Source organism: Amantichitinum ursilacus (assembly GCF_001294205.1).
GTDB classification, from domain to species: Bacteria; Pseudomonadota; Gammaproteobacteria; order Burkholderiales; family Chitinibacteraceae; genus Amantichitinum; species Amantichitinum ursilacus.
Genome location: NZ_LAQT01000036.1, coordinates 186,112 through 204,951 on the forward strand (window position 1 = coordinate 186,112; position 18,840 = coordinate 204,951).

At 62.6% G+C, this 18,840-nt stretch carries 18 protein-coding genes and 1 riboswitch; of the genes, 8 read left to right on the forward strand and 10 right to left on the reverse strand.

Annotated features, from left to right (window positions below):
• The first annotated feature begins 134 nt into the window (after window positions 1–134).
• Window positions 135–1,790 carry a 2-isopropylmalate synthase gene (gene leuA / locus WG78_RS20050; protein WP_053939612.1) on the forward strand — a complete coding sequence of 552 codons (1,656 nt, stop codon included), beginning with the start codon at window positions 135–137 and terminating at the stop codon, window positions 1,788–1,790.
• Here leuA and WG78_RS20055 read toward each other — a convergent pair.
• Window positions 1,787–2,722: a LysR family transcriptional regulator ArgP gene (locus WG78_RS20055; protein WP_201782503.1), complete on the reverse strand. Its 936-nt coding sequence runs from the start codon at window positions 2,720–2,722 to the stop codon at window positions 1,787–1,789. The two genes, leuA and WG78_RS20055, sit on opposite strands and share 4 nt — an antisense overlap.
• 55 nt (window positions 2,723–2,777) lie before the next feature.
• Here WG78_RS20055 and WG78_RS20060 point away from each other — a divergent pair, with 55 nt between their 5' ends.
• From WG78_RS20060 to WG78_RS20080, 5 genes are all read left to right on the forward strand, one after another.
• On the forward strand, window positions 2,778–3,446 hold the full coding sequence (locus WG78_RS20060; protein WP_236692085.1) for a LysE/ArgO family amino acid transporter: 669 nt from the start codon (window positions 2,778–2,780) through the stop codon (window positions 3,444–3,446).
• 107 nt (window positions 3,447–3,553) lie between these two features.
• Window positions 3,554–4,570, forward strand: coding sequence for an LLM class flavin-dependent oxidoreductase (locus tag WG78_RS20065; protein ID WP_053939613.1), 1,017 nt, complete (start codon window positions 3,554–3,556; stop codon window positions 4,568–4,570).
• Between the two features lie 551 nt (window positions 4,571–5,121).
• Window positions 5,122–5,355, forward strand: a complete 234-nt coding sequence (locus WG78_RS22860; RefSeq protein WP_152969324.1) for a hypothetical protein — start codon at window positions 5,122–5,124, stop codon at window positions 5,353–5,355.
• A gap of 174 nt (window positions 5,356–5,529) precedes the next feature.
• Window positions 5,530–7,140: a methyl-accepting chemotaxis protein gene (locus WG78_RS20075; protein WP_053939615.1), complete on the forward strand. Its 1,611-nt coding sequence runs from the start codon at window positions 5,530–5,532 to the stop codon at window positions 7,138–7,140.
• Window positions 7,141–7,271: 131 nt separating this feature from the next.
• Window positions 7,272–7,802: a DUF4337 domain-containing protein gene (locus WG78_RS20080; RefSeq protein WP_053939616.1), complete on the forward strand. Its 531-nt coding sequence runs from the start codon at window positions 7,272–7,274 to the stop codon at window positions 7,800–7,802.
• A gap of 133 nt (window positions 7,803–7,935) precedes the next feature.
• Here WG78_RS20080 and cobU read toward each other — a convergent pair whose 3' ends face one another.
• The 5 genes from cobU to WG78_RS20105 form a co-directional block, all read right to left on the reverse strand.
• Entirely contained in the window at window positions 7,936–8,511 is a 576-nt protein-coding gene (cobU, locus tag WG78_RS20085; RefSeq protein ID WP_053939617.1) for a bifunctional adenosylcobinamide kinase/adenosylcobinamide-phosphate guanylyltransferase, read from the reverse strand.
• A 3-nt stretch (window positions 8,512–8,514) separates the two neighbouring features.
• Window positions 8,515–9,057: a histidine phosphatase family protein gene (locus tag WG78_RS20090; protein WP_083459445.1), complete on the reverse strand. Its 543-nt coding sequence runs from the start codon at window positions 9,055–9,057 to the stop codon at window positions 8,515–8,517.
• The gene (locus WG78_RS20095; protein WP_201782504.1) at window positions 9,030–9,794 is read right to left on the reverse strand and encodes an adenosylcobinamide-GDP ribazoletransferase; all 765 of its coding nucleotides are present in this window, start codon (window positions 9,792–9,794) and stop codon (window positions 9,030–9,032) included. Before WG78_RS20095 ends, WG78_RS20090 begins: the two co-directional genes overlap by 28 nt.
• A complete protein-coding gene (gene cobT / locus WG78_RS20100) occupies window positions 9,787–10,869 on the reverse strand; it encodes a nicotinate-nucleotide--dimethylbenzimidazole phosphoribosyltransferase (protein ID WP_053939620.1) in 1,083 nt (360 codons plus the stop codon). Before cobT ends, WG78_RS20095 begins: the two co-directional genes overlap by 8 nt.
• An 89-nt stretch (window positions 10,870–10,958) precedes the next feature.
• Entirely contained in the window at window positions 10,959–12,857 is a 1,899-nt protein-coding gene (locus tag WG78_RS20105) for a TonB-dependent receptor domain-containing protein (protein ID WP_161805169.1), read from the reverse strand.
• A 173-nt stretch (window positions 12,858–13,030) separates the two neighbouring features.
• A riboswitch (cobalamin riboswitch) is annotated at window positions 13,031–13,217 on the reverse strand.
• 148 nt (window positions 13,218–13,365) lie between these two features.
• Between WG78_RS20105 and WG78_RS22240 the strand changes: the two genes are divergently transcribed.
• Together WG78_RS22240 and WG78_RS20110 are read left to right on the forward strand one after the other, a co-directional pair.
• Window positions 13,366–13,515, forward strand: a complete 150-nt coding sequence (locus WG78_RS22240; RefSeq protein WP_083459450.1) for a DUF3096 domain-containing protein — start codon at window positions 13,366–13,368, stop codon at window positions 13,513–13,515.
• Window positions 13,516–13,542: 27 nt separating this feature from the next.
• Window positions 13,543–13,821 (forward strand): acylphosphatase, encoded by a 279-nt coding sequence (locus tag WG78_RS20110; RefSeq protein ID WP_053939622.1) that lies wholly within the window; start codon window positions 13,543–13,545, stop codon window positions 13,819–13,821.
• 36 nt (window positions 13,822–13,857) lie between these two features.
• Here WG78_RS20110 and WG78_RS20115 read toward each other — a convergent pair whose 3' ends face one another.
• From WG78_RS20115 to WG78_RS20130, 4 genes are read right to left on the reverse strand one after another with little or no spacing between them, the layout of a single operon-like run.
• A complete protein-coding gene (locus WG78_RS20115) occupies window positions 13,858–15,144 on the reverse strand; it encodes an NAD(P)/FAD-dependent oxidoreductase (RefSeq protein WP_053939623.1) in 1,287 nt (428 codons plus the stop codon).
• 2 nt (window positions 15,145–15,146) lie between these two features.
• A complete protein-coding gene (gene speB / locus WG78_RS20120; RefSeq protein WP_053939624.1) occupies window positions 15,147–16,094 on the reverse strand; it encodes an agmatinase in 948 nt (315 codons plus the stop codon).
• A complete protein-coding gene (locus WG78_RS20125) occupies window positions 16,087–16,851 on the reverse strand; it encodes a type 1 glutamine amidotransferase (RefSeq protein ID WP_053939625.1) in 765 nt (254 codons plus the stop codon). The genes speB and WG78_RS20125 overlap by 8 nt, the downstream gene beginning before the upstream one ends.
• Complete coding sequence (locus tag WG78_RS20130) at window positions 16,848–18,197, reverse strand: transaminase (protein ID WP_053939626.1); 1,350 nt, start codon at window positions 18,195–18,197, stop codon at window positions 16,848–16,850. The genes WG78_RS20125 and WG78_RS20130 overlap by 4 nt, the downstream gene beginning before the upstream one ends.
• Between the last annotated feature and the right edge of the window lie 643 nt (window positions 18,198–18,840).

An 18,840-nucleotide genomic window follows, 5' to 3' on the forward strand; every position in this document is an offset into this window, starting at 1 on the left:
ATGATAACAATCTTGCGAATGTTCCGACCTATCACTCAAGGCGATTGACAATCGAGGCCAATCCTTGCCACATTAGCGTCTAATCTTGTGCTGCATTATCAAATATCGGACAAATTGTAAAAGGAGCTTGTGCCATGCGTCAGCCCGTCGGCAAGTATCAACCGTTTAAAGCGATTAATTTGCCAGACCGTACCTGGCCGCAGCGCACGCTGACCGCCCCACCCATCTGGATGAGCACCGATTTGCGCGACGGCAACCAGGCGTTGATCGAACCGATGAATGCCGAGCGCAAGCTGCAAATGTTCCAGACCCTGGTAGCGATCGGGTTGAAGGAAATCGAAGTCGCCTTCCCGTCCGCCTCGCAAACCGATTTTGATTTTGTGCGCCAGCTGATCGAGCAAAATCTGATTCCCGATGACGTGACCATCGAAGTGCTGACGCAATCGCGCGAGGACCTGATCCGCCGCACGTTTGAATCGCTGCAAGGCGCGCGCCGCGCCATCGTGCATTTGTATAACCCGATTGCGCCAGCATGGCGGCGCATTGTGTTTAACACCGACCAGGCGGGCGTGCGCAAGGTGGCGGAAGACGGCACGCGCCTGATCAAGCAATTGACGGAGCAATACCCCGAAACCGAATGGGTTTATCAATATTCGCCCGAGACGTTTTCAGCCACCGAACCCGAATTTGCGCTGGAAGTGTGCAATGCGGTCAGCGAAATCTGGCAGCCCACGCCCGATCGCAAAATGATCTTTAACCTGCCCGCCACCGTGGAAATGTCCACCCCCAACACCTATGCCGACCAGATTGAATGGATGAGCCGCAACCTGGCGCGCCGCGACAGCATCATTTTGTCGGTACACCCGCATAACGACCGTGGCACCGCCGTGGCCGCCACCGAGCTCGCGGTCATGGCGGGCGCGGATCGGGTGGAAGGTTGTTTGTTTGGCAATGGCGAGCGCACCGGCAACGTTGATCTGGTGACACTGGCGCTTAATCTGTACAGTCAGGGCATCGACCCCGGCCTCGATTTTTCCGATATCGACCGGGTACGCGCCGTGGCCGAGCAGTGCACACAATTGCCTGTGCACCCGCGTCATCCGTATGCGGGCGATCTGGTTTACACGGCGTTTAGCGGCTCGCACCAGGACGCCATCAAGAAAGGCTTTGCGCAACAGCAGCCCGATACGCTGTGGAGCGTGCCGTATCTGCCGCTCGATCCGGCCGATGTGGGCCGCACCTACGATGCCGTGATCCGCGTTAACAGCCAGTCCGGCAAGGGCGGCATCAGCTTTGTGCTGCAGCAGGAATACGGCTTTGAATTGCCGCGCCGCATGCAGATCGAGTTCAGCCGCGTTATCCAGCGCGAAACCGATACCACCGGCCGCGAAGTGCGCGCCGAAGATCTGTACACCCTGTTTGCGCGCGAATATCTGGAACACCAGCAACCGTGGCAATACCACGGCCACCGCATCGATAACGATGGCGCGCAAGGCGTGACGCTGGCGGCCAATCTCAAGCGCGACGGCGAGGCCGTTACGCTGCAAGGCCAGGCACAAGGCCCGCTGGCGGCGTTTATCCAGGCGCTGGATGGCGCGGCTGAGATTGTGGAATATCACGAGCATTCGCTGGGCAGTGGCGCTGAAGCGCGCGCAGCCTGCTATGTGGAACTGCGCGTGGCCGGTGGGGGCATCTGGTATGGCGTGGGCGTGGATAGCGATATCGTCACCGCGGCTATCAAAGGCGTGCTAAGCGGGCTTAACCGCGCGGCGGCGACCACAAGCGCTTAGACCGACGGCGCCGCCTCGGCCTGCGGCTGCCCGCCCAATACGGCGCGGGCCGCTTGCAGGATTTGCCGCGTAATCGATTCCAGCCGCGGCGATTGCACTTTCCAGGCATGCCAGTACAGCTGCAGATCAACCGGCCAGGCGGGCGCCAGATCGATCAGATCACCGCGCGCCAGCGCATCGCCCATTTGCAGATCCGGCAGCAAGCCGTAGCCCAGGCCATGGCGGATGGCGGCGTAATACGATTCGTGCGACGGCAGGTAATGGCAGGGATAGGCGGATCGCGGCAGCCCAAGGTGGTTTTGCAGAAAGTCGGCCTGGAGCGCGTCTTTGCGGTTGTACACCATCACTGGCGCATGGCGCGCGCTGTCGCGGTTAAGGCCGTTGGCAAAATAGCGTGCGGCAAAGGCAGGTGTCGCAGCCATCCGGTAGCGCATGCTGCCCAGCCATTCCGCCTGACATCCGCGCATGGGTTGCGCCTCGGTGGTAATACACGCCAGCGCCATCCCGGCTTCCATCAAGGCATAGGTGTGGTCCTGATCTTCAACCGTGACATCCAGCAGCACGTGCTCGCGGATCAGCACTTCGGCCAGCGTCGGCACAAACCACGTGCCTAAAGAATCGGCGTTGAGCGCCAGCGACATTACCAGCGGCGCTTGCGCTTCGGCCGCCATTTCGGCCGCCATATCTTCTTCCAGCCACGCGGTGCGGCGCAGATACTGCAACAAACGTTGCCCATGCGCGGTGCTACGACAAGGACGGCTGCGCACCACCAGCGGCTGGCCCAGGCGCGTTTCCAGCGCGCGGATGCGTTGCGAAATCGCCGATGCGGTTACGTTTAGCCGCGTGGCCGCTTCTTCGAAAGATCCGGTTTCGATCACGGCGAGCAACGCATCGGTCTGACGGTAATCCAGCTTCATATTCGCGCCCTGCATAAGTTTTTTTCAGCTTATATGAAAAGCCTTAATTCAGCTTCATTGGCCACGCCCCTTGTCGCACAATGCCGGCTTTGGCCCCGCCATCAAGGTGGGCCGTAGCAAGACAAAGGCATCGAATATGGTTAGCGCGTGGTTACAAGGTTTTGGTTTGGGGGGCGGTTTGATCGTCGCAATTGGCGGGCAGAACGCGCATGTATTGCGCATGGGTCTGCAAAAACAGCATGTGACGCTGACCGTGCTGGTGTGCATCGTTGGCGATGTCTTATTGATCGCCGCCGGTGCGGCCGGCATGGGCGCGCTGATTGCCGACTTCCCGCTGTTGACACGGGTGGCGCGCTGGGCGGGCGCGGCGTTTCTGACCTGGTACGGCATCCGCGCATGGCGGGCCGCTTTCGGCAGCGATGCGCTGAATGCCGAGGCCGCACGCCCCGCGCTCACCTGGCAACAAGCCTTGCTGACCGTGGCGGCGCTGACCTGGCTTAACCCGCATGTGTATCTGGATACGGTCGTGCTGCTGGGTTCAGTGGCCGCGCAACAAAGCGGCAGCGCGCGGCCGTGGTTTGCGCTGGGGGCGATGAGCGCCTCGGTGCTGTGGTTTAGCGGCATTGGCTTTGGTGCGCGCTTGCTGGCGCCGCTGTTTGCGTCACCCAAAGCGTGGAGCGTGCTGGATATGGTCATCGGCGTGATCATGTTTGCGCTGGCGGCGACGCTGGTTTGCTAAATCTGATGGCCAAACATGGCCTTACCATGCATTAGACCGATCGGTCTGGAAAACCTGTTAACCGTCCCCACCTGCAAGCCACCTCTCCGTTGTCCGCAGGATGCGCCATGAAGCCGCTCGAACAAACGCCGTTTTCCGTACTCGATCTCTCGCCGATTCTGGCGGGAGGCACGCCCGGCCAGGCACTGGCCCACACGCTGACGCTGGCCCAGCATGCCGACCAGCTCGGCTTTACCCGCTACTGGCTGGCCGAACATCACGGTATGCGCGGCATTGCCAGCGCCGCCACCGCCGTGGTTATCGGCCATGTTGCGGGCGGCACGCGGCATATTCGCGTCGGCTCGGGCGGCATCATGTTGCCCAACCATGCCCCGCTGGTGATTGCCGAACAATTCGGCACACTGGAATCGTTATATCCCGGCCGCATCGACCTGGGCCTCGGCCGCGCGCCCGGCACCGACCAGGCCACCATGCGCGCCTTGCGCCGGGATTCGGGCGCGGATGGCGATCAGTTTCCGCAGATGCTGCAAGAGCTGCGTGCCTATTTCCGTCCCGATCTATATAGCGGCAGCAATGGCATCCACGCCATTCCGGGCGAAGGTCTGGATGTGCCGATCTGGTTACTGGGTTCCAGCGGCTTTAGCGCGCAATTAGCTGGTTATCTGGGCCTGCCGTTTGCATTTGCCGGACAATTTGCGCCGCGCAGCATGCAAGCCGCGCTGGACCTTTACCGCCACACCTTCCGCCCTGGCGTGCTGGATCAGCCGTATGCCATGGTCGGCCTGAATGTAATCGCCGCCGATACCGACGAGCGCGCGCAGTTTCTGGCGACGTCGCAGCAACGCAAATTCGTTGATCTGATCCGCGGCAACCCTGGTCCGCTCGATCCGCCGGTGGAAAATATGGACGACTACTGGCAACCGCATGAGCGTGCATCGGTGCATGCGCAATTGGGGGGTTCGATTGTGGGCAGCCCGGTTACCGTCAAAGCGCAATTACGCGATTTTCTGGAGCGCACCGGGGCCGATGAAATCATGGTCAACGCGGCGATTTTCGATCAAGCCGAACGGCTGCGATCGTATGAGATTGTGGCGCAGATTGCCGGGCTTAAGCCGACGGTCTAAAGGCAGACATATGTCGCGGAAATAAAAAATGCCGGTCAGAAAGGGACCGGCATTTCAATTCCAGATCAGGCCACCACGATGGGCTGGTCTGGTAGCGGGTCATGTCGCCATGGCCACTATTGTTGTTACTGGGTGCACTACACCGTACAAACGGCTGCCAATTCTGGTCTTGTTGCGGTGGAGTGGTAACACGTAACGCCGCCAGCCTTTCGGGCGGAAGCATTAACGGGTGCTAATTTAACCTGGACTTTGCTGACGGCCACCACCGGTGGTCGGGCTGGCGGATTTCAGAGATAAACGGCGCCGCAATATCGCGGATATATACGAGGTAAACCCTGCATCGGCGCGGCTTTCCAGCTGTTTTTAACATTGGCCCTGGCTTCCCGCCGCCGCGCCAACGGCATGATAAAAGCGTGGCGCCAATACAACAGCGTTATTTACAGCAGGGGTAACCTCGGCCAACCGGCCATCACCCCAGCCATTCGCACTTCGCATCATCGCCAGCTATGCTGAGGTCGGGCCCATGTTCTGCCACCACGGCCGGAGTCACCGTGAAGCGTCTCACATTGTGTTTTTTGCTCACATTCGCGCCCTGCGCGTGGGTTAACGCCGAACCCGCGCCCTGGTATCGCTGGATCAGCACGCTGGATGGCAAGCAGGTGTGCGCGCAGGCCTCGCCCGGCTCGGGCTGGCGGCAAGGCGACGGGCCGTTTCGTGACCCCCATTGCATCAAACGATCGTTTGTCGCGAAAGCACCACAAACCGGCACATCGGAAAGCCTGTAGAAAGCAAAGCTCGGCAGATTGCCGGATGTTTGACGCCGTCCAGCAGCTGCAAGCGGCGTGTAGCAAAGAAATCATGCACGGCCTGCCTTACACGTAGCAAAATCCGAGGTCGTAAACTGGTTGCTACCTGACAGCCCCGTGGCAGCCCGCACGCCGTTACCCCGGAGAACACTCATGAAGCTTTCCACGCGCCTTTTGCTGATTGTCGCGACCGCCCTGCTGGCCCTGATCATTATCGCCGGCTTCGGACTTCAAACCCTGCGCGCCACCATGATGCAAGACCGGCATGACGCCATCCGCAGTCTGGTCACGCTGGCCGCCAAACAGGTCGAGCATTATCGCGATCTGGCGCAAGCGGGCAAGATGAGCGACGCCGAAGCGCAAGCCCGCGCAGTCGAAGCCCTGCAGGGGCTTAATAATGGTTCGGGCGATTATGTTTATGCGCGTCGCGCCGACGCCTTTGTATTGGCGCATCCGGACCCGCGCAAACGCGGCAAGATCGATATGGGCAGCACGTTGCCCGACGGCCGCACTACGGTGCAGGCCTATAGCGACGCGCTGGGCGACAAGGATTTTGCGTTTGCCGAAATCGTCAGCAAACGCCTCGGTTCGGAAGTCGATGTGCCCAAAACCAACGGCATCGCCCGCATCAAGGGTTGGAACTGGGTGATCGGCTATGGCCAATGGGCCGACGATATCGACAAGGCGTATTGGCACTTTGCATGGCAGTTAATCGGCCTGGGCATCGTGGTGCTGGCGATTGTGACGGCCATTGCCATTGCCATGGCCCGTTCCATCTATCAACGCCTGGGCGGCGAGCCCGATGAGGCCGCCGAGGCCGCGCAGCGCATTGCCAATGGCGATCTTAGCCACGTGGTGAAAGCACGCAGCCGCGACAGCCTGATGGGCGCAATCGCCACCATGCAGGACGGCCTGCGCCAGATGATCGAAAACATTCAGCGCAGCGCGCAAAGCCTGGGCCAGGCCACGTCAGGCCTGACCGGCCAGATGCAGCAAATCAACCGTGCCGCGCGGCAGTCTTCGGATGCCACCGCTTCCACCGCTGCCGCCATCGAACAGATGTCGGTCAGCGTCGACCATATTTCGGCCAGCGCCCGCGAAACCGAAAGCAACTCGGCGCGCTCCAGCGAACTGGCCGTGCATGGCGAGCAACTGGTGACCAACGCCGCCAGCGAAATCCAGCTGATTGCGGGCCAGATCAATGATGCGTCGGGTTTGATTGGCGGCCTGGTCGAGCGCTCGCGCGAAATCGGCGGCATCGCCAGCGTGATTAAAGAGATTGCTGATCAGACCAACTTGTTGGCGCTCAATGCCGCCATCGAAGCTGCGCGCGCGGGTGAGCAAGGTCGCGGTTTTGCCGTAGTGGCCGACGAAGTGCGCAAGCTGGCCGAGCGGACCTCGCAAGCCACTAACCAGATTACCGAGATGATTCAGGCCATCCAGACCGACACCGGTTCGGTGGTGACCAGCATGGATGAAGTTACGCCGCGTGTGGCGCGGGGCGTGGATATGGCCAACCAGGCGGCCGATTCGCTGCGGGCCATCAATGAAGGCGCGGCCACCACGCTGAACAAGATTCGCGATGTGGCCAATGCGACGTCCGAGCAAAGCGCGGCCAGCAGCAGCGTGGCCGTCAACGTCGAGCGCATTGCGCACATGGTTGAAGACGCCGCCAGCTCGGTCAACGCGGCCAATGGCAATGTCAGCGCCATGGAGCAACTGGCCAGCGAATTACGCGCCTCGGTGGCGCGCTTTCGTCTCTAAGCGTTTGTAAGCAGCATCACCCCCGGTCGAACACGCTGTTACAGCTGGCGCGGCGGTTTGTGGCAACAATGCCACCGCCGCGCTCGCTGACGCCGGGCGCTTTCTCGTAATGCAATCTGATTATCTGGACTATGGCTGAAGAAAAGAAAGACCCGTGGCTTAACTACCTGGCCTTAACCACCGTCATCCTGGCGGTCTGCGCTACCCTCTCCACCTTTAAAGGCGGCGGCTACAGCACCCGCGGCGTGATCAGCCAGGCGCAGGCCAGCGATCAGTGGGCGTATTACCAGTCCAAGGGCGTTAAACAATATCTGTACCAGATTCAGCGCGATAACCTGGTACTGCAACGCGAAGCATTGCCGGACAACAACAAAGCCGCTGCAGCCTTCGATGCGCGGATTGCCGATTACAACAAAAAAGTCACCCAGTACGACAACGAAAAGCACGACATCGAAAACAAGGCGCGCGCGCTGGAAGCCCAACGCGACGAAGCACAGCAACACGGCAAGCCGTTTGGTATTGCGGTGATTTTCTTGCAGGTGGCGATTCTGATTTCGTCGATTGCCGGCTTGTTTAAACGCAAGGTGTTGTGGTGGGGCGCGCTGCCGGTGGGGCTGATTGGTCTGGCCTATTTTGTCGACGGGTTTTTTCTGTTTATGTAACGCGCCGCTGCGTGCACGATGCCGCGCACGCAGCCCGGATCGGGAAGGCATAGGGTGGGCCTGGACCCACCCTCTAAAGTGGCCTCCTGATTCGATGCGGTCGAATCTTCGGCTTCATAACCCGGGGCGATATTCAGACCGCCATCGCCGCCGGGTTTACGCCCTTTAGCGGCAACGCCAACCCGGCCGCCACCCACAGCACATTGTCGCAACGCTGCGCCACGGCTTGATGCAGCCAGCCCGCGTGGTCCACATAAGCGCGATTGCCCGCGCCCATGGGCACAATGCCCTGACCGACTTCATTGCTGACCAGCACCAGATCGCCATGTGCGCGGGCGATGGCTTCCAGCAAACGTTCACGTTCGCGCTGCCAGTCAGCCGGTACTTGATAGCGACCCTCGTCGGCGCTGATCTCAGTAGGCGGAAACAGCTGCTGCGCCAGCCATACCGTCAGACAATCCACCAACACCAGGCCACCGGGAATGCACTCTGCCGAGATGGCGCTGGGCAGGTCCAGCGGCTCCAGCGTGTGCCATTGCGCCGGTCGGCGCGCCTGATGATGCGCAATGCGCAGGGCCATTTCGGTATCGTCCGCCGCGATCTGCGCCGTGGCGATATAAGTAACGCGGCGGCCACTGCGCAGCGCGATGGTCTCGGCCAGCGCGCTTTTACCCGACCGCGCACCGCCCAACAGTAACGTTTTTTGCATCGATTATCCCGGCTGTACCCCGGCTGGCGGCCAGTCCAGCACGATGATTTGTCCGTGCGGCACTGCGCGGCCCAGGCAGGCTTCGAAAGGCGTTGTCCGCGACCACAAGGCCCGGATCACGCCCGCGTGGGTGATGACCACCACGGCGTGTGATGGCGTGAGATGCGCGGCCTGGGCATCCGCCCAGCGCCACACGCGTTGCTGCAGGGTGGTCAGACTTTCACCGCCATGCGCTGCGCCATCATAGCCAGCAGTTATCCAGGCATCCAACGCCGCCGCACCAATGTTTGACCACGCGCAAGCTTCCCACTTGCCGAAGTCAAGTTCTTGCAGATCGGGGACGAGGGTCGGCGTGGGATACAACGCGCGTGCCAGGGTCTGGCAACGTTGCGCCGGGCTGCTGCACCACAGCGCCTCTGCAGGCAAGCCAGCGCGCAAATCAGCAAGCTGTTGCGGCGTTGGCGGCACGGCGGGCAGATCAAGCCGGCCATAGCAAATGCCCGCGCCTGTCGGTACGGCTAGATGCCGAACGAGGTATAAACGCATGCCGCGCACACCAGATAACCCGCCAGTTCGGCCAGTTGTTGCGTCATACCCAGCGTATCGCCGGTATAGCCGCCCAAACGTCGCAGCAGATAACGCGCCACGGCCCAGCGCAGCAGCACCCACACCGCCACGATCAGCGCCGCATAGCGCCAGGGCAGCAAGGCCAACGGGGCCAGCCCGCACGCCAGCGCCAGCAGCAAACCGCTGCCGCCCAGACGCGTGGCCACCGGCTTGGCTTTGCCGTCGGGCCGCACATAATCCAGCGTGACCAGCAAGCTGACCGCCACCAGCCGGCTGCCCGCATGCACCGCAATCAGCGCCAGCGGAATCAGCAACACCGGCAAGGCGGCCAGGCTTTCCAGCTTGATGGCCAGCGCCAGCAACAAAGCCATTGCGCCAAAGCTACCGATGCGCGAGTCATGCATGATTTCCAGCACACGGCTGCGCTCGTAGCCGCCCCCCAGGCCATCGACCGAGTCCGCCAGGCCGTCTTCATGGAATGCGCCAGTCAGATACACCGTGGCGACCGTACTGATCAGCACGGCCACGCGCACCGGCCACAGCCAGTGCGCCAGCCAGAACACCACGGCGGCGATCAGCCCGACCAGCATGCCCACCAAAGGAAAATAGCGCGCCGCGCGGTCCAGATCCCCCGCCTGATAACCCACCCAGGCCGGGATGGGAATGCGGGTGAAATAGCCCACCGCGCACAGCAACGCGCGCAGCGAATTACGCACCACCCGCCTTGCCACCCGCGTCGTTGCCATCCGAGTCGCTGACGCCCGCTTCGTCAAACGACGCCATTTCGTTCAGCAATTTGCAGGCGGCCTGCACCAGCGGCAATGCCAGCGCGGCGCCACTGCCCTCGCCCAGCCGCAGATCAAGCCGCAGCAGGGGTTGCGCGCCCAGATGTTGCAGCAGCAAAGCGTGGCCCGCTTCGTCCGAACAATGGCTGAACACGCAATAGTCCAGCACGGCAGGGTTGATGCGGCTGGCCACCAGCAACGCGGCGCTGGCGATAAAGCCATCCACCAGAATCACCACGCGGCGCGCGGCCGCAGCCAGATACGCGCCCACCATCATGGCGATTTCAAAGCCGCCCATGGCCGCCAGCACATCCAGCGGCTCGGTCACGCCCGCGTGCTTGTCCAGCACTTGCTGCAGGATAGTCACTTTGCGCGCCAGACCGGCGTCATCCAGGCCGGTGCCGCGGCCGGCACAACGTTCGATCGGCTCACCAGTCAGGCGTGCCATCAGCAAGGCGGCGGCGGAGGTATTGCCGATACCCATTTCGCCCAGCCCCACCAGCGTGGCGCCCAGTTGAGCGCGCTCGCCCAGCACTGCCGCGCCGGTTTCGATGGCGATGTAGACCTGGCCCAGGCTCATGGCCGGGCCTTCCAGACTATTGGCGGTGCCGCGCGCCAGCGGGCAGTCGATCAGCAAGGCGTGCGGCGCAAAGCTGGCGTTAACGCCCGCATTGATAATGCGCAGGCTCATGCCATGCGCGCGGCACAACACGCTAATGGCCGCGCCACCGGCCAGGAAGTTCTGCACCATCTGCGCCGTCACTTCGCTGGGGTACGGGCTGACGCCCGCGCGCGCCAGGCCGTGGTCGGCGGCAAAAATCAGCATGGCCGGAAACGCAATGGCCGGGTCCATACGCTGCTGGATCTGGCCCACTTTTTGCGCCACGGTTTCCAGCATGCCCAGGCTACCTAAAGGCTTGGTTTTGCGGTCCAGTTTGTGTTGCAAGGCGCGGCCGAGTTCGGCATCGAGCGGTGCGATATCAAAATGCATCAAAGTCTCTGACATGTTTGGGTTTCATCCGGCTGTAGAGGCAAAGCATCGCAGCGCGCTGACGGGGCCAGCGCGGCTGCATCACTGATCAGGCAACCGGCGTCTTACAGACCCGCGCCATCGTACGACAAAGTGACAAACCAGGCACGACCCTGGATGTTGTAATCGCGCACCAGCTCGTAATCGCGATCAAATGCGTTGTTAAGGCGCACACCCGCTTTCCAGGTTTTGCTCAGCGCGTAATCCAGACCCAGATCAAACGCGGCGTAGCCACCCATCAGGTTCTGGTTGGCCAGATCATCAAAGCGCCGGCCCGCAGCATTCATCGCCGCATTCCAGCGCCACTGGCCCACGCTTTGCGCCACGCTGATCTCGCCCAGGATTTTGGCGCGACGCGGCAGCACATGGCCGGTGGCGTCATCAAACGGATTTTGCCGCGTTACGCTGCCCGCCAGATCAAAGCCGCCCAACGTGCCTTGCGTGGCCAGGGTAAAGCCTTCAATGCGCGCTTCGTTCAGGTTTTCCGGCAGATAGTTATTGTTGGCATCCAGCACAATCAGATTACGTACGCGGTTCTCAAAGCCCACCAACGACGTATTAAAGCCACCCGCCTGCCAACGCAAACCCAGATCAAACGCGCGGCCTTTTTCCGCTTGCAGATTGGGGTTGGCGCACACATAGCCGCAATCAAAATACAGGTCGTTAAACGTCGGCGCATGAAAGCTGGTGCCCGCGTTGGCGGTGAATTGCCACTGGCTGTTCAGATGCAGTAGATAGCCGATATTGCCGGTGGTCTGACTGCCAAATTGCGAGTTGTTTTCCACCCGCAGATTGGCCTGCAAATGGTTGGCGCCAAAGTCGTTCTGCCAGCCCAGCAAGCCCGCCTTGGTGTGACGGCTATCCACCGTGTAGTTGGTGGTGCTGCTGATGCGCTCATCCAGATAATCCAGGCCCAACAACCACTTGCCCACGCTGCTGGTCACCGTGTTGCTCCAGTTCAGCTGCTTCTGCCGGGTATCAAAGCGGCTGGGGTACGGCAGAAAGGTGTCGTAATCCAGCGCATCTGCATGCGATTGGTCGTGCGATTGGCCGATGCTCAGGTCGCTCAGCCAGTTGCTGTTGATCTGGTTGCGGCTATACAGCGCCAGACTGGTTTGCGTCTCACGCGTCCACGGGTTCACCGGCGAACCACCGGCATCAAACGCGGTATCGCTCTGGATCCAGTAACCGCGCACGCCCAGCTCGTTGCTGGCGTCAAAGAAATGCGCGATATCAAAGCTGCCCGAGGTCTGCTTGTAGCCATCGCGGTCATCTTCGTAATAGAACGCGCTGGAGGGCTTGGTGACGTTAAAGCCCTGGCTTTGCTTGTGGCTGAAATCAAAACTGAAGCGATTGTCTTCGCTGGTGCTGGCCAGGCCTGCGGTTTCGCTGGTGGTGCGATCGGTGCCGTAGCCCACGCTGGCGTACATATGCGGCGTGCCTTTGCCGCGTTTGGTAAAGATCTGCACCACGCCGCCCACCGCGTCCGAGCCGTACAAACCCGAAGCCGGTCCGCGCAGGATTTCGATGTGGTCTATCATCGCCAGCGGCAGCAAATCAAACGAAGTGCCGCCCAGCGTGGCCGAGCCGATGCGCAGGCCGTCCACCAGCACCAGCGTCTGGTTGGCGTTGGCGCCGCGGATATACAAACTGGCGGGCTGGCCCTGGCCACCGGCGCGGCTGAACTGCACGCCGGGCACACTGGCCAGCGCTTCGCCCAGCGTTTGCGCATTGCTGGCAGCCAGTTGTGCGGCGGTGATGACGGTGGTGTCGCTGCTCAGGCTGTCTTGCGCGGTGGCGATGCGCGTGGCGGTCACCACCAGCGGCTCTACCGGCGTGGCGTCTTGCGCCTGGGCAAAGGCGGCGCACAGGGCCAGCGTGCTGGCGGCAGCGCGGATTGCACTTGCGCGGTGGCGCTGGGGCGTGGCACAGCGGACGCGGAAAACGGATCGGAATTTTTTCATGATGGCAGTCTTGTCTTCTGCGGCTTGCCCCACGCAAACCGCGTTGTTGTTACCGGAAGACACGACATTACGGCAGCACCACAGCCAAGGCCGCGCGCCGGGGAACATCGTCCGGCCGCACCCCGCGCCTTCCGCCTGATGCCCGCCATGGCGGCGAGCGGTTCGGCCAGCGTGGTACTGGCCGGGGCAAGGCCGGTCTCCGGGCTTGCCGCTCCAGAACCCGCCTTCCCGCCTTCAGAAGATAAAGGCAGTGGCTTGACTGGGTTCGTTCTACGCGGCTTACCGTTGCGGGGGCAGCTCAGGACTATCCTGATTCCCGTTTCACCTGCTTGCGCAGGCACCTTGCTCGGGCGGCATTCTACCAGCATCAAAAGCGCCCCGCCCGGCGCATCGGTATCAGCCGTACGATGACGCCCCGGCGCGCAGGCCATCCGCTGGGCGGCGGCGCGGCGCTTGTGGCAGGCTATGCCATCACTTATATAAACCCTTACACGCCCAGGAGTTGTAGATGGACATCCAGTTGTATTTCGGCCCCGTGGCCTCGTTGATTGCCGGCATCCTGATCCTGGTGATGCCGCGTTTGCTCAACTACATTGTGGCTATCTATCTGATCGTGATGGGCGTACTGGGCCTGATGCATGGGCACTATCCGCACTAAGCGCAAGCGTTGACGGAGGCAGGCAGCATGAGCATAGCCAAGCGGCTGGTGGTACACGGTCGGGTGCAGGGCGTGGGGTTCCGGTATGCCACTTGCCTGGAGGCCAAACGCCTGGGCCTGGGCGGCTGGGTGCGCAATCGTCAGGACGGCAGCGTCGAAATTCTGGTGGAAGGCAACGAAGACGCGGTGGACGAAATGGTGGACTGGGCCAGCCGCGGCCCCGAGCTGGCCGAGGTTACGCGGCTGGATATCAGCGGCGCAGCGCCCGAAAACAGCGGCGAATTTGAAGAACGCGCCACCGGCTAGGGGACACGTCTGCGCCGCCCCAACGCCTGCGTGGCGCTAGACCAGTTCTTTCAGCTGGTTATACGCCACGCCCAGGCGTAGCCACGTGCTGTGCAAACCCGGCCCGCCCGGATAGCGATGGTGTTGCAGTCGCGCAAACAGATCAAAACGTTCGGCCTGGCCGGCAATCGCTTCGGCCACCAGTTGCCCCGCCATCCCGGTCAACGCCACGCCGTGGCCGCAAAAACCCTGCAGGTAATACACATTGGGTGCGATGCGGCCAAAGTCGGGCGCGCGGTTCATCGTTACATCCACCAGGCCGCCCCACGCATGCGTAATCGCCACATGCGCCAGTTGCGGAAACACACCCGCCAGCCGCGCGCGCAGTGATGGCATCAGCGCGTCCGGCCCGGCGTTGCCGCTGGTTACGCGCCCACCAAACAGCACGCGGCCATCGGCGCTCAGGCGGAAATAATCGATCATGAAATTGGTGTCACACACCGCAGCGCGGCCGCGGATCAGCGCTTGCGCTTGCTCGGGCGGCAGCGGTTCGGTGGCGATAATAAACGAGCGCACCGGCATGATGCGCGCGCCGGTTTTGCCCAGTAACTGGCCGACATAAGCATTGGCCGCGATCAGCGCAAAGCGGCTGCGCACCCGGCCTTGCGCGGTATGCAGCGTTACCAGCGGGCCGTGTTCGATACGGCTGACCGCGCTGTGCGCAAACAGCTGCACGCCCGCCTGGCGCGCGGCGTCGGCCAGGCCCAGCGCGTATTTAAGCGGATGGATATGCCCCGACAAGGCATCATGCGCCGCGCCCACATAACGCGGGCTGTCAATCCAGTTGCGCACATCCTTCGGCGCGATATCGCTGATCGGGTCATAGCCAAAGGTGTCGCGCATTTGCGCGGTCCAGTGGCGCAAACCTTCGGCTTTGCGCGCGCTGGTGGCCACATGCAGATAGCCGCGCACCAGATCGCAATCGATGCCGTAGCGGGCCACGCGCGCGTGCAGCAGATGCACGCCCGCCACCGAGATATCCCACGCCTGGCGCGCCGCCGCCGGGCCCAGTTGCCGCAGCACAGTATCGTCATTGGCAAAACCCACCAGCACTTGCCCGCCGTTGCGCCCCGACGCGCCCCACGCCACCTGTTCGGCCTCCAGCACCGCCACGCTAAACCCGCGCTGGCGCAATTCCAGCGCGGCGGATAGCCCGCTATAACCGGCGCCAACAATGCAGACGTCGACATCCAGCGCGCCCTGCAACGCAGCGTCGGCGGGCGGACGCGTCACGCTGGCTTCATACCAGGAATGCGCCACCATGGCGGTTTCACGTGCGTTCATGTTCAGGCCTGGTCAGTGTGTTGGGCGTATTGATGCGCACGGCCGCTTAGCCAGGTCCAGACCAGATGCGAGGCCATATTCACGGTCAGTTCGGCGTGGTCATAGGCCGGTGCCACCTCCACGCAATCCATGCCCACCCACGGCAGATCGCACAATTCTTCGATGATGGTCAGCACCTGGTTGGAGGTCAGCCCGCCCGGTTCGGGCGTGCCGGTACCCGGCGCATAGGCCGGGTCGAGACAGTCGATATCAAAGCTGAGATACAGCGCATCGTGCCCGGCAAAGCGCTGGCGGATTTCGTCCAGCAACGGCGCCAGTTGCGCCGGGTTTTCCAGGCCGCGCAACATGCGGGCGGTCCACACTTTGCCGCCCATATCGTTAACGTATTCGCGCGCCGCACGCTCGCCCGCCGAGCGGATGCCCACCTGCACGGTGGCGGTCGGGTCAACCAGGCCTTCGGTAATCGCCTCGTACACCCAGGTGCCGTGGCCGGACGGCTCGCCAAAGTGGTCGGTCCAGGTATCGCAATGCGCATCGAAATGCAGCAGCGCCAGCGGTTTGCCGTAGTGCTGGCGATACGCGCGCAGCAACGGCAACGTGATCGAATGGTCGCCGCCCAGCCAGCACATCTGGCGCTGGGCAATCAGCTGCGCAATCTGCGGTTGCACGCTGGCGCGCATCGTCTCGATCGACGTATTGGGCGCGCGCAGATCGCCTGCATCGGCCAGATAGTTCAGCGGTGACAAATCAAAATGCGAATGCGTGGCGTCGCACAACATCAGACTGGCGCGGCGAATGGCTTCCGGGCCAAAGCGCGCGCCGGGCCGGTTAGTGACCGCGCCATCATAGGGAATGCCGGCGATGCCAAACGGGCGCTCCGGCGCGTCTTTTAAACGTGGCGCGCCCATAAAGGTGGACGTCGCCATATATGCGAATTCGTGATCAGCCATGTTGTGTGCTTGCCTGTTGCCATGTTGCGTGGGCACGCCGGAACTGATGTAGCCAGCGCGTGTAGATATGCGCCGCCAGCGCCTGGCTGGCGGCAAGATGCCGTTCAATGTGGGCGCGGATTTCTGCCAGCGTTTGCACGCTGCCGATGTGCTGCTGCGCCTCGACTTCGGCCGCGCAACCGATCAGCCATAGCTCGACCTTGGCGCGGTCCACTTCGATATGAAACTGCATACCCAGATGCAGATTGCCCATCGCAAACGCCTGGCAGGCGCACTGGCTGCTGCGCGCCAACAGCGTGCTGCCGGGGGGCGGCGTCAACGCGTCGTAATGCCAGTGCATCAGCGTGGGGTGTTGCGGCGTGCCAAACCAGTGATGGCCGAGTGGATGGCCGTTGAAATCGACCGGATGCCAGCCGATTTCGGGCTGCGGCCCGCGCGCCACCGTGCCACCCAGCGCTTGCGCCAGCAACTGGCCGCCCAGGCAATGGCCCAGCACGGGAACGTCTTGTGCCACCGCAGCGCGGATCAGTGCTTCAACCGGCGCGCGCGCCGGAAAATCGTCATAGGCGCTCATGGTGCCGCCCAGCAAGGCGACGCCGCCAAAGCCGGTTAGCGCGGGGATCACATCGCCGCGCGACGTATCAATCAGCTGCCACGGCTGGCCGTGCTGCGTCAGCCATTGGCCGAGGAAGGCAGCACCGTCGTCGGGCGAAAACTGGATCACCAGCGCGGGCCACGGGGAAGGATGCGGCTTCATGCAAGCTCCGTCAGCAGGTCAGCAAAATGCGCCAGCAAGCGCGCCACCTGACCGTGGTCGGTGGTCGGGCCCGCCAGCATCATGTTATGGAAAGGCGTCAGCAAAGAACCGCGATTCAGCAACCCCAGATGCAGCGTAGCGGCCAGCGCGTCATCGGCGGCGTGGGCGGCTGCGGCGGCGTCCTGCGGCGGTTGCGGGCAAAACTGCAACTCCAGCCGCGCGCCCAGGCGCGTGACGCACCACGGCAAACCCTGGCCGCGCACGATTTCTTCCAGCCCTTGCGCCAGGCCTTGCGCCACGCTGATCGCGTGTTCATAGGCGGCGGGCGTGTTGACGTGCTCCAGGCTGGCCGCCAGCGCCTGCATCGCCAGTTCGCCGCCCGCCAATGTGGTGCCGATGCCCGAGTGGCCCGGCGCGGCTTTGGCTTTGGCATCACGCATGCGCTGGGCGACTTCGGCGCTAAAGCCATACACCGCGCACGGCACGCCCCCGGCAATCGCCTTACCCGCCACCAGCCAGTCAGGCTGGATGCCGCAGGCGCGCGTGTAGCCGCCCCAGGCGGTAGAGAGCGTGTGGGTTTCATCAAACGCCAGCAACGTGCCGCGCGCTTTGGTGGCGGCGCGCAGGCCTTCCAGAAAACCGGGCTGCGGCAACACCATGCCGCAATTGGTGAGCGCGGGCTCGGTCAGCACCAGCGCGATATCGTTGCTGGCCAACGCGGCTTCGAGCGCGGCCAGATCATTAAACGGAATGCTGACCGTGTGTTGCGTCAGGTCGGCCGCCTGGCCCAGCAAACTGGCGCGCGCGACGGTGCGGCCGTCCTGATGATCGACCAGCGTGTCATCGACGGTGCCGTGATAGCAGCCATCAAACACCAGGATCTTGTTGCGACCGGTGATGGCGCGCGCCCAACGGATAACAAAGCGGTTGGCGTCGCTGGCGGTGGTGGCCAGCTGCCACATGGGCAGGCCAAACAGGCGCGCCAGTTTGTCGCCGATGCTGGCGGTGAGTGCCGAGGGCAGCATGGCGGTATAGCCAGTGCGCAGGTTGAGCGCATCGGCCACGGCGGGCGGCGCATGGCCGAACATGGCGCCGGTGTCGCCGAGGCAAAAGTCGTCGTAGTCGAGGCCATCCACGCATTGCAGCCGCGAGCCTTGGGCGTGGCGCAGAAACAGCGGCGACGGGCTGGGCCAGTCGCGCATCCAGTGCAGCGGCACGCCGTAGAGGAAATGCGCGTTGGCCAGGCGATGCTGGCGTAGCGACTCGGGGTGGCTGTCGTTAAAGCGCGCGATTTCCCTGCGGTAGAGGGATGCTGTTGTGGCGGCGGAAACCGGCGGCGGTTTCATGGTGGTGGGGTTTCCTTCTGGAGCGGTTGGTTGGGGGCTTTGGTTACTGGTGCTGTGACACTGGGTGGAGCTTTTAAGCGCTGGGCCTGCGGCGGGTTTTGGGGTCGTTGGCGTTATGGGGCCTTGTACCTTTAACCGCTTTGCCTGCGGCGCATGTTTTTAATGCTCGGCCTGCGCCGATAAACCTTAAACGCTTGTGCCTGCGGCGCATTCTGGATACCCGGGGGTGCCCGGGAGCACGTTACTTTTCTTTGCTTCGCCAAAGAAAAGATAACCAAAAGAAAGGCGACCCCACTCGCGAATCCTTCGCTCGCCAGGGGGCCCGCAGGTCAAAAGCCGAAACGGACCGTCTGTTACTTCGATGGCTCAGCTGCCGCTCCGCGGAACTTCGGTCGGACGGAGCCCCACACCGGGTCTCCTTCCCCTCCCTCGACAGGTAATGCCTGCTGTTGGGACGACGGGATTGCCTCGTTGCTGCGCAACATCGGGTGGGCGTGGATGCGACGAGTGACAATGAACATCCGCACCGCCCGCTTAACGCTCCCATCCCGCATGGCCACCGCCGTCAAACTTGTCACCATTCCCGCCACGAACCACCAACGTCTCATAGGGTGGGTCAAGACCCACCACCCAAAGCCACCCG

What these genes read in the sequence shown, in the direction of transcription:
- leuA (WP_053939612.1), top strand. Translation starts at nt 135, where the DNA reads ATGCGTCAGCCCGTCGGCAAGTATCAACCGTTTAAAGCGATTAATTTG.
- WG78_RS20055 (WP_201782503.1), bottom strand. Translation starts at nt 2,722, where the DNA reads ATGCAGGGCGCGAATATGAAGCTGGATTACCGTCAGACCGATGCGTTG.
- WG78_RS20065 (WP_053939613.1), top strand. Translation starts at nt 3,554, where the DNA reads ATGAAGCCGCTCGAACAAACGCCGTTTTCCGTACTCGATCTCTCGCCG.
- WG78_RS20075 (WP_053939615.1), top strand. Translation starts at nt 5,530, where the DNA reads ATGAAGCTTTCCACGCGCCTTTTGCTGATTGTCGCGACCGCCCTGCTG.
- WG78_RS20080 (WP_053939616.1), top strand. Translation starts at nt 7,272, where the DNA reads ATGGCTGAAGAAAAGAAAGACCCGTGGCTTAACTACCTGGCCTTAACC.
- cobU (WP_053939617.1), bottom strand. Translation starts at nt 8,511, where the DNA reads ATGCAAAAAACGTTACTGTTGGGCGGTGCGCGGTCGGGTAAAAGCGCG.
- WG78_RS20090 (WP_083459445.1), bottom strand. Translation starts at nt 9,057, where the DNA reads ATGCGTTTATACCTCGTTCGGCATCTAGCCGTACCGACAGGCGCGGGC.
- cobT (WP_053939620.1), bottom strand. Translation starts at nt 10,869, where the DNA reads ATGTCAGAGACTTTGATGCATTTTGATATCGCACCGCTCGATGCCGAA.
- WG78_RS20105 (WP_161805169.1), bottom strand. Translation starts at nt 12,857, where the DNA reads ATGAAAAAATTCCGATCCGTTTTCCGCGTCCGCTGTGCCACGCCCCAG.
- WG78_RS22240 (WP_083459450.1), top strand. Translation starts at nt 13,366, where the DNA reads ATGGACATCCAGTTGTATTTCGGCCCCGTGGCCTCGTTGATTGCCGGC.
- WG78_RS20110 (WP_053939622.1), top strand. Translation starts at nt 13,543, where the DNA reads ATGAGCATAGCCAAGCGGCTGGTGGTACACGGTCGGGTGCAGGGCGTG.
- WG78_RS20115 (WP_053939623.1), bottom strand. Translation starts at nt 15,144, where the DNA reads ATGAACGCACGTGAAACCGCCATGGTGGCGCATTCCTGGTATGAAGCC.
- speB (WP_053939624.1), bottom strand. Translation starts at nt 16,094, where the DNA reads ATGGCTGATCACGAATTCGCATATATGGCGACGTCCACCTTTATGGGC.
- WG78_RS20125 (WP_053939625.1), bottom strand. Translation starts at nt 16,851, where the DNA reads ATGAAGCCGCATCCTTCCCCGTGGCCCGCGCTGGTGATCCAGTTTTCG.
- WG78_RS20130 (WP_053939626.1), bottom strand. Translation starts at nt 18,197, where the DNA reads ATGAAACCGCCGCCGGTTTCCGCCGCCACAACAGCATCCCTCTACCGC.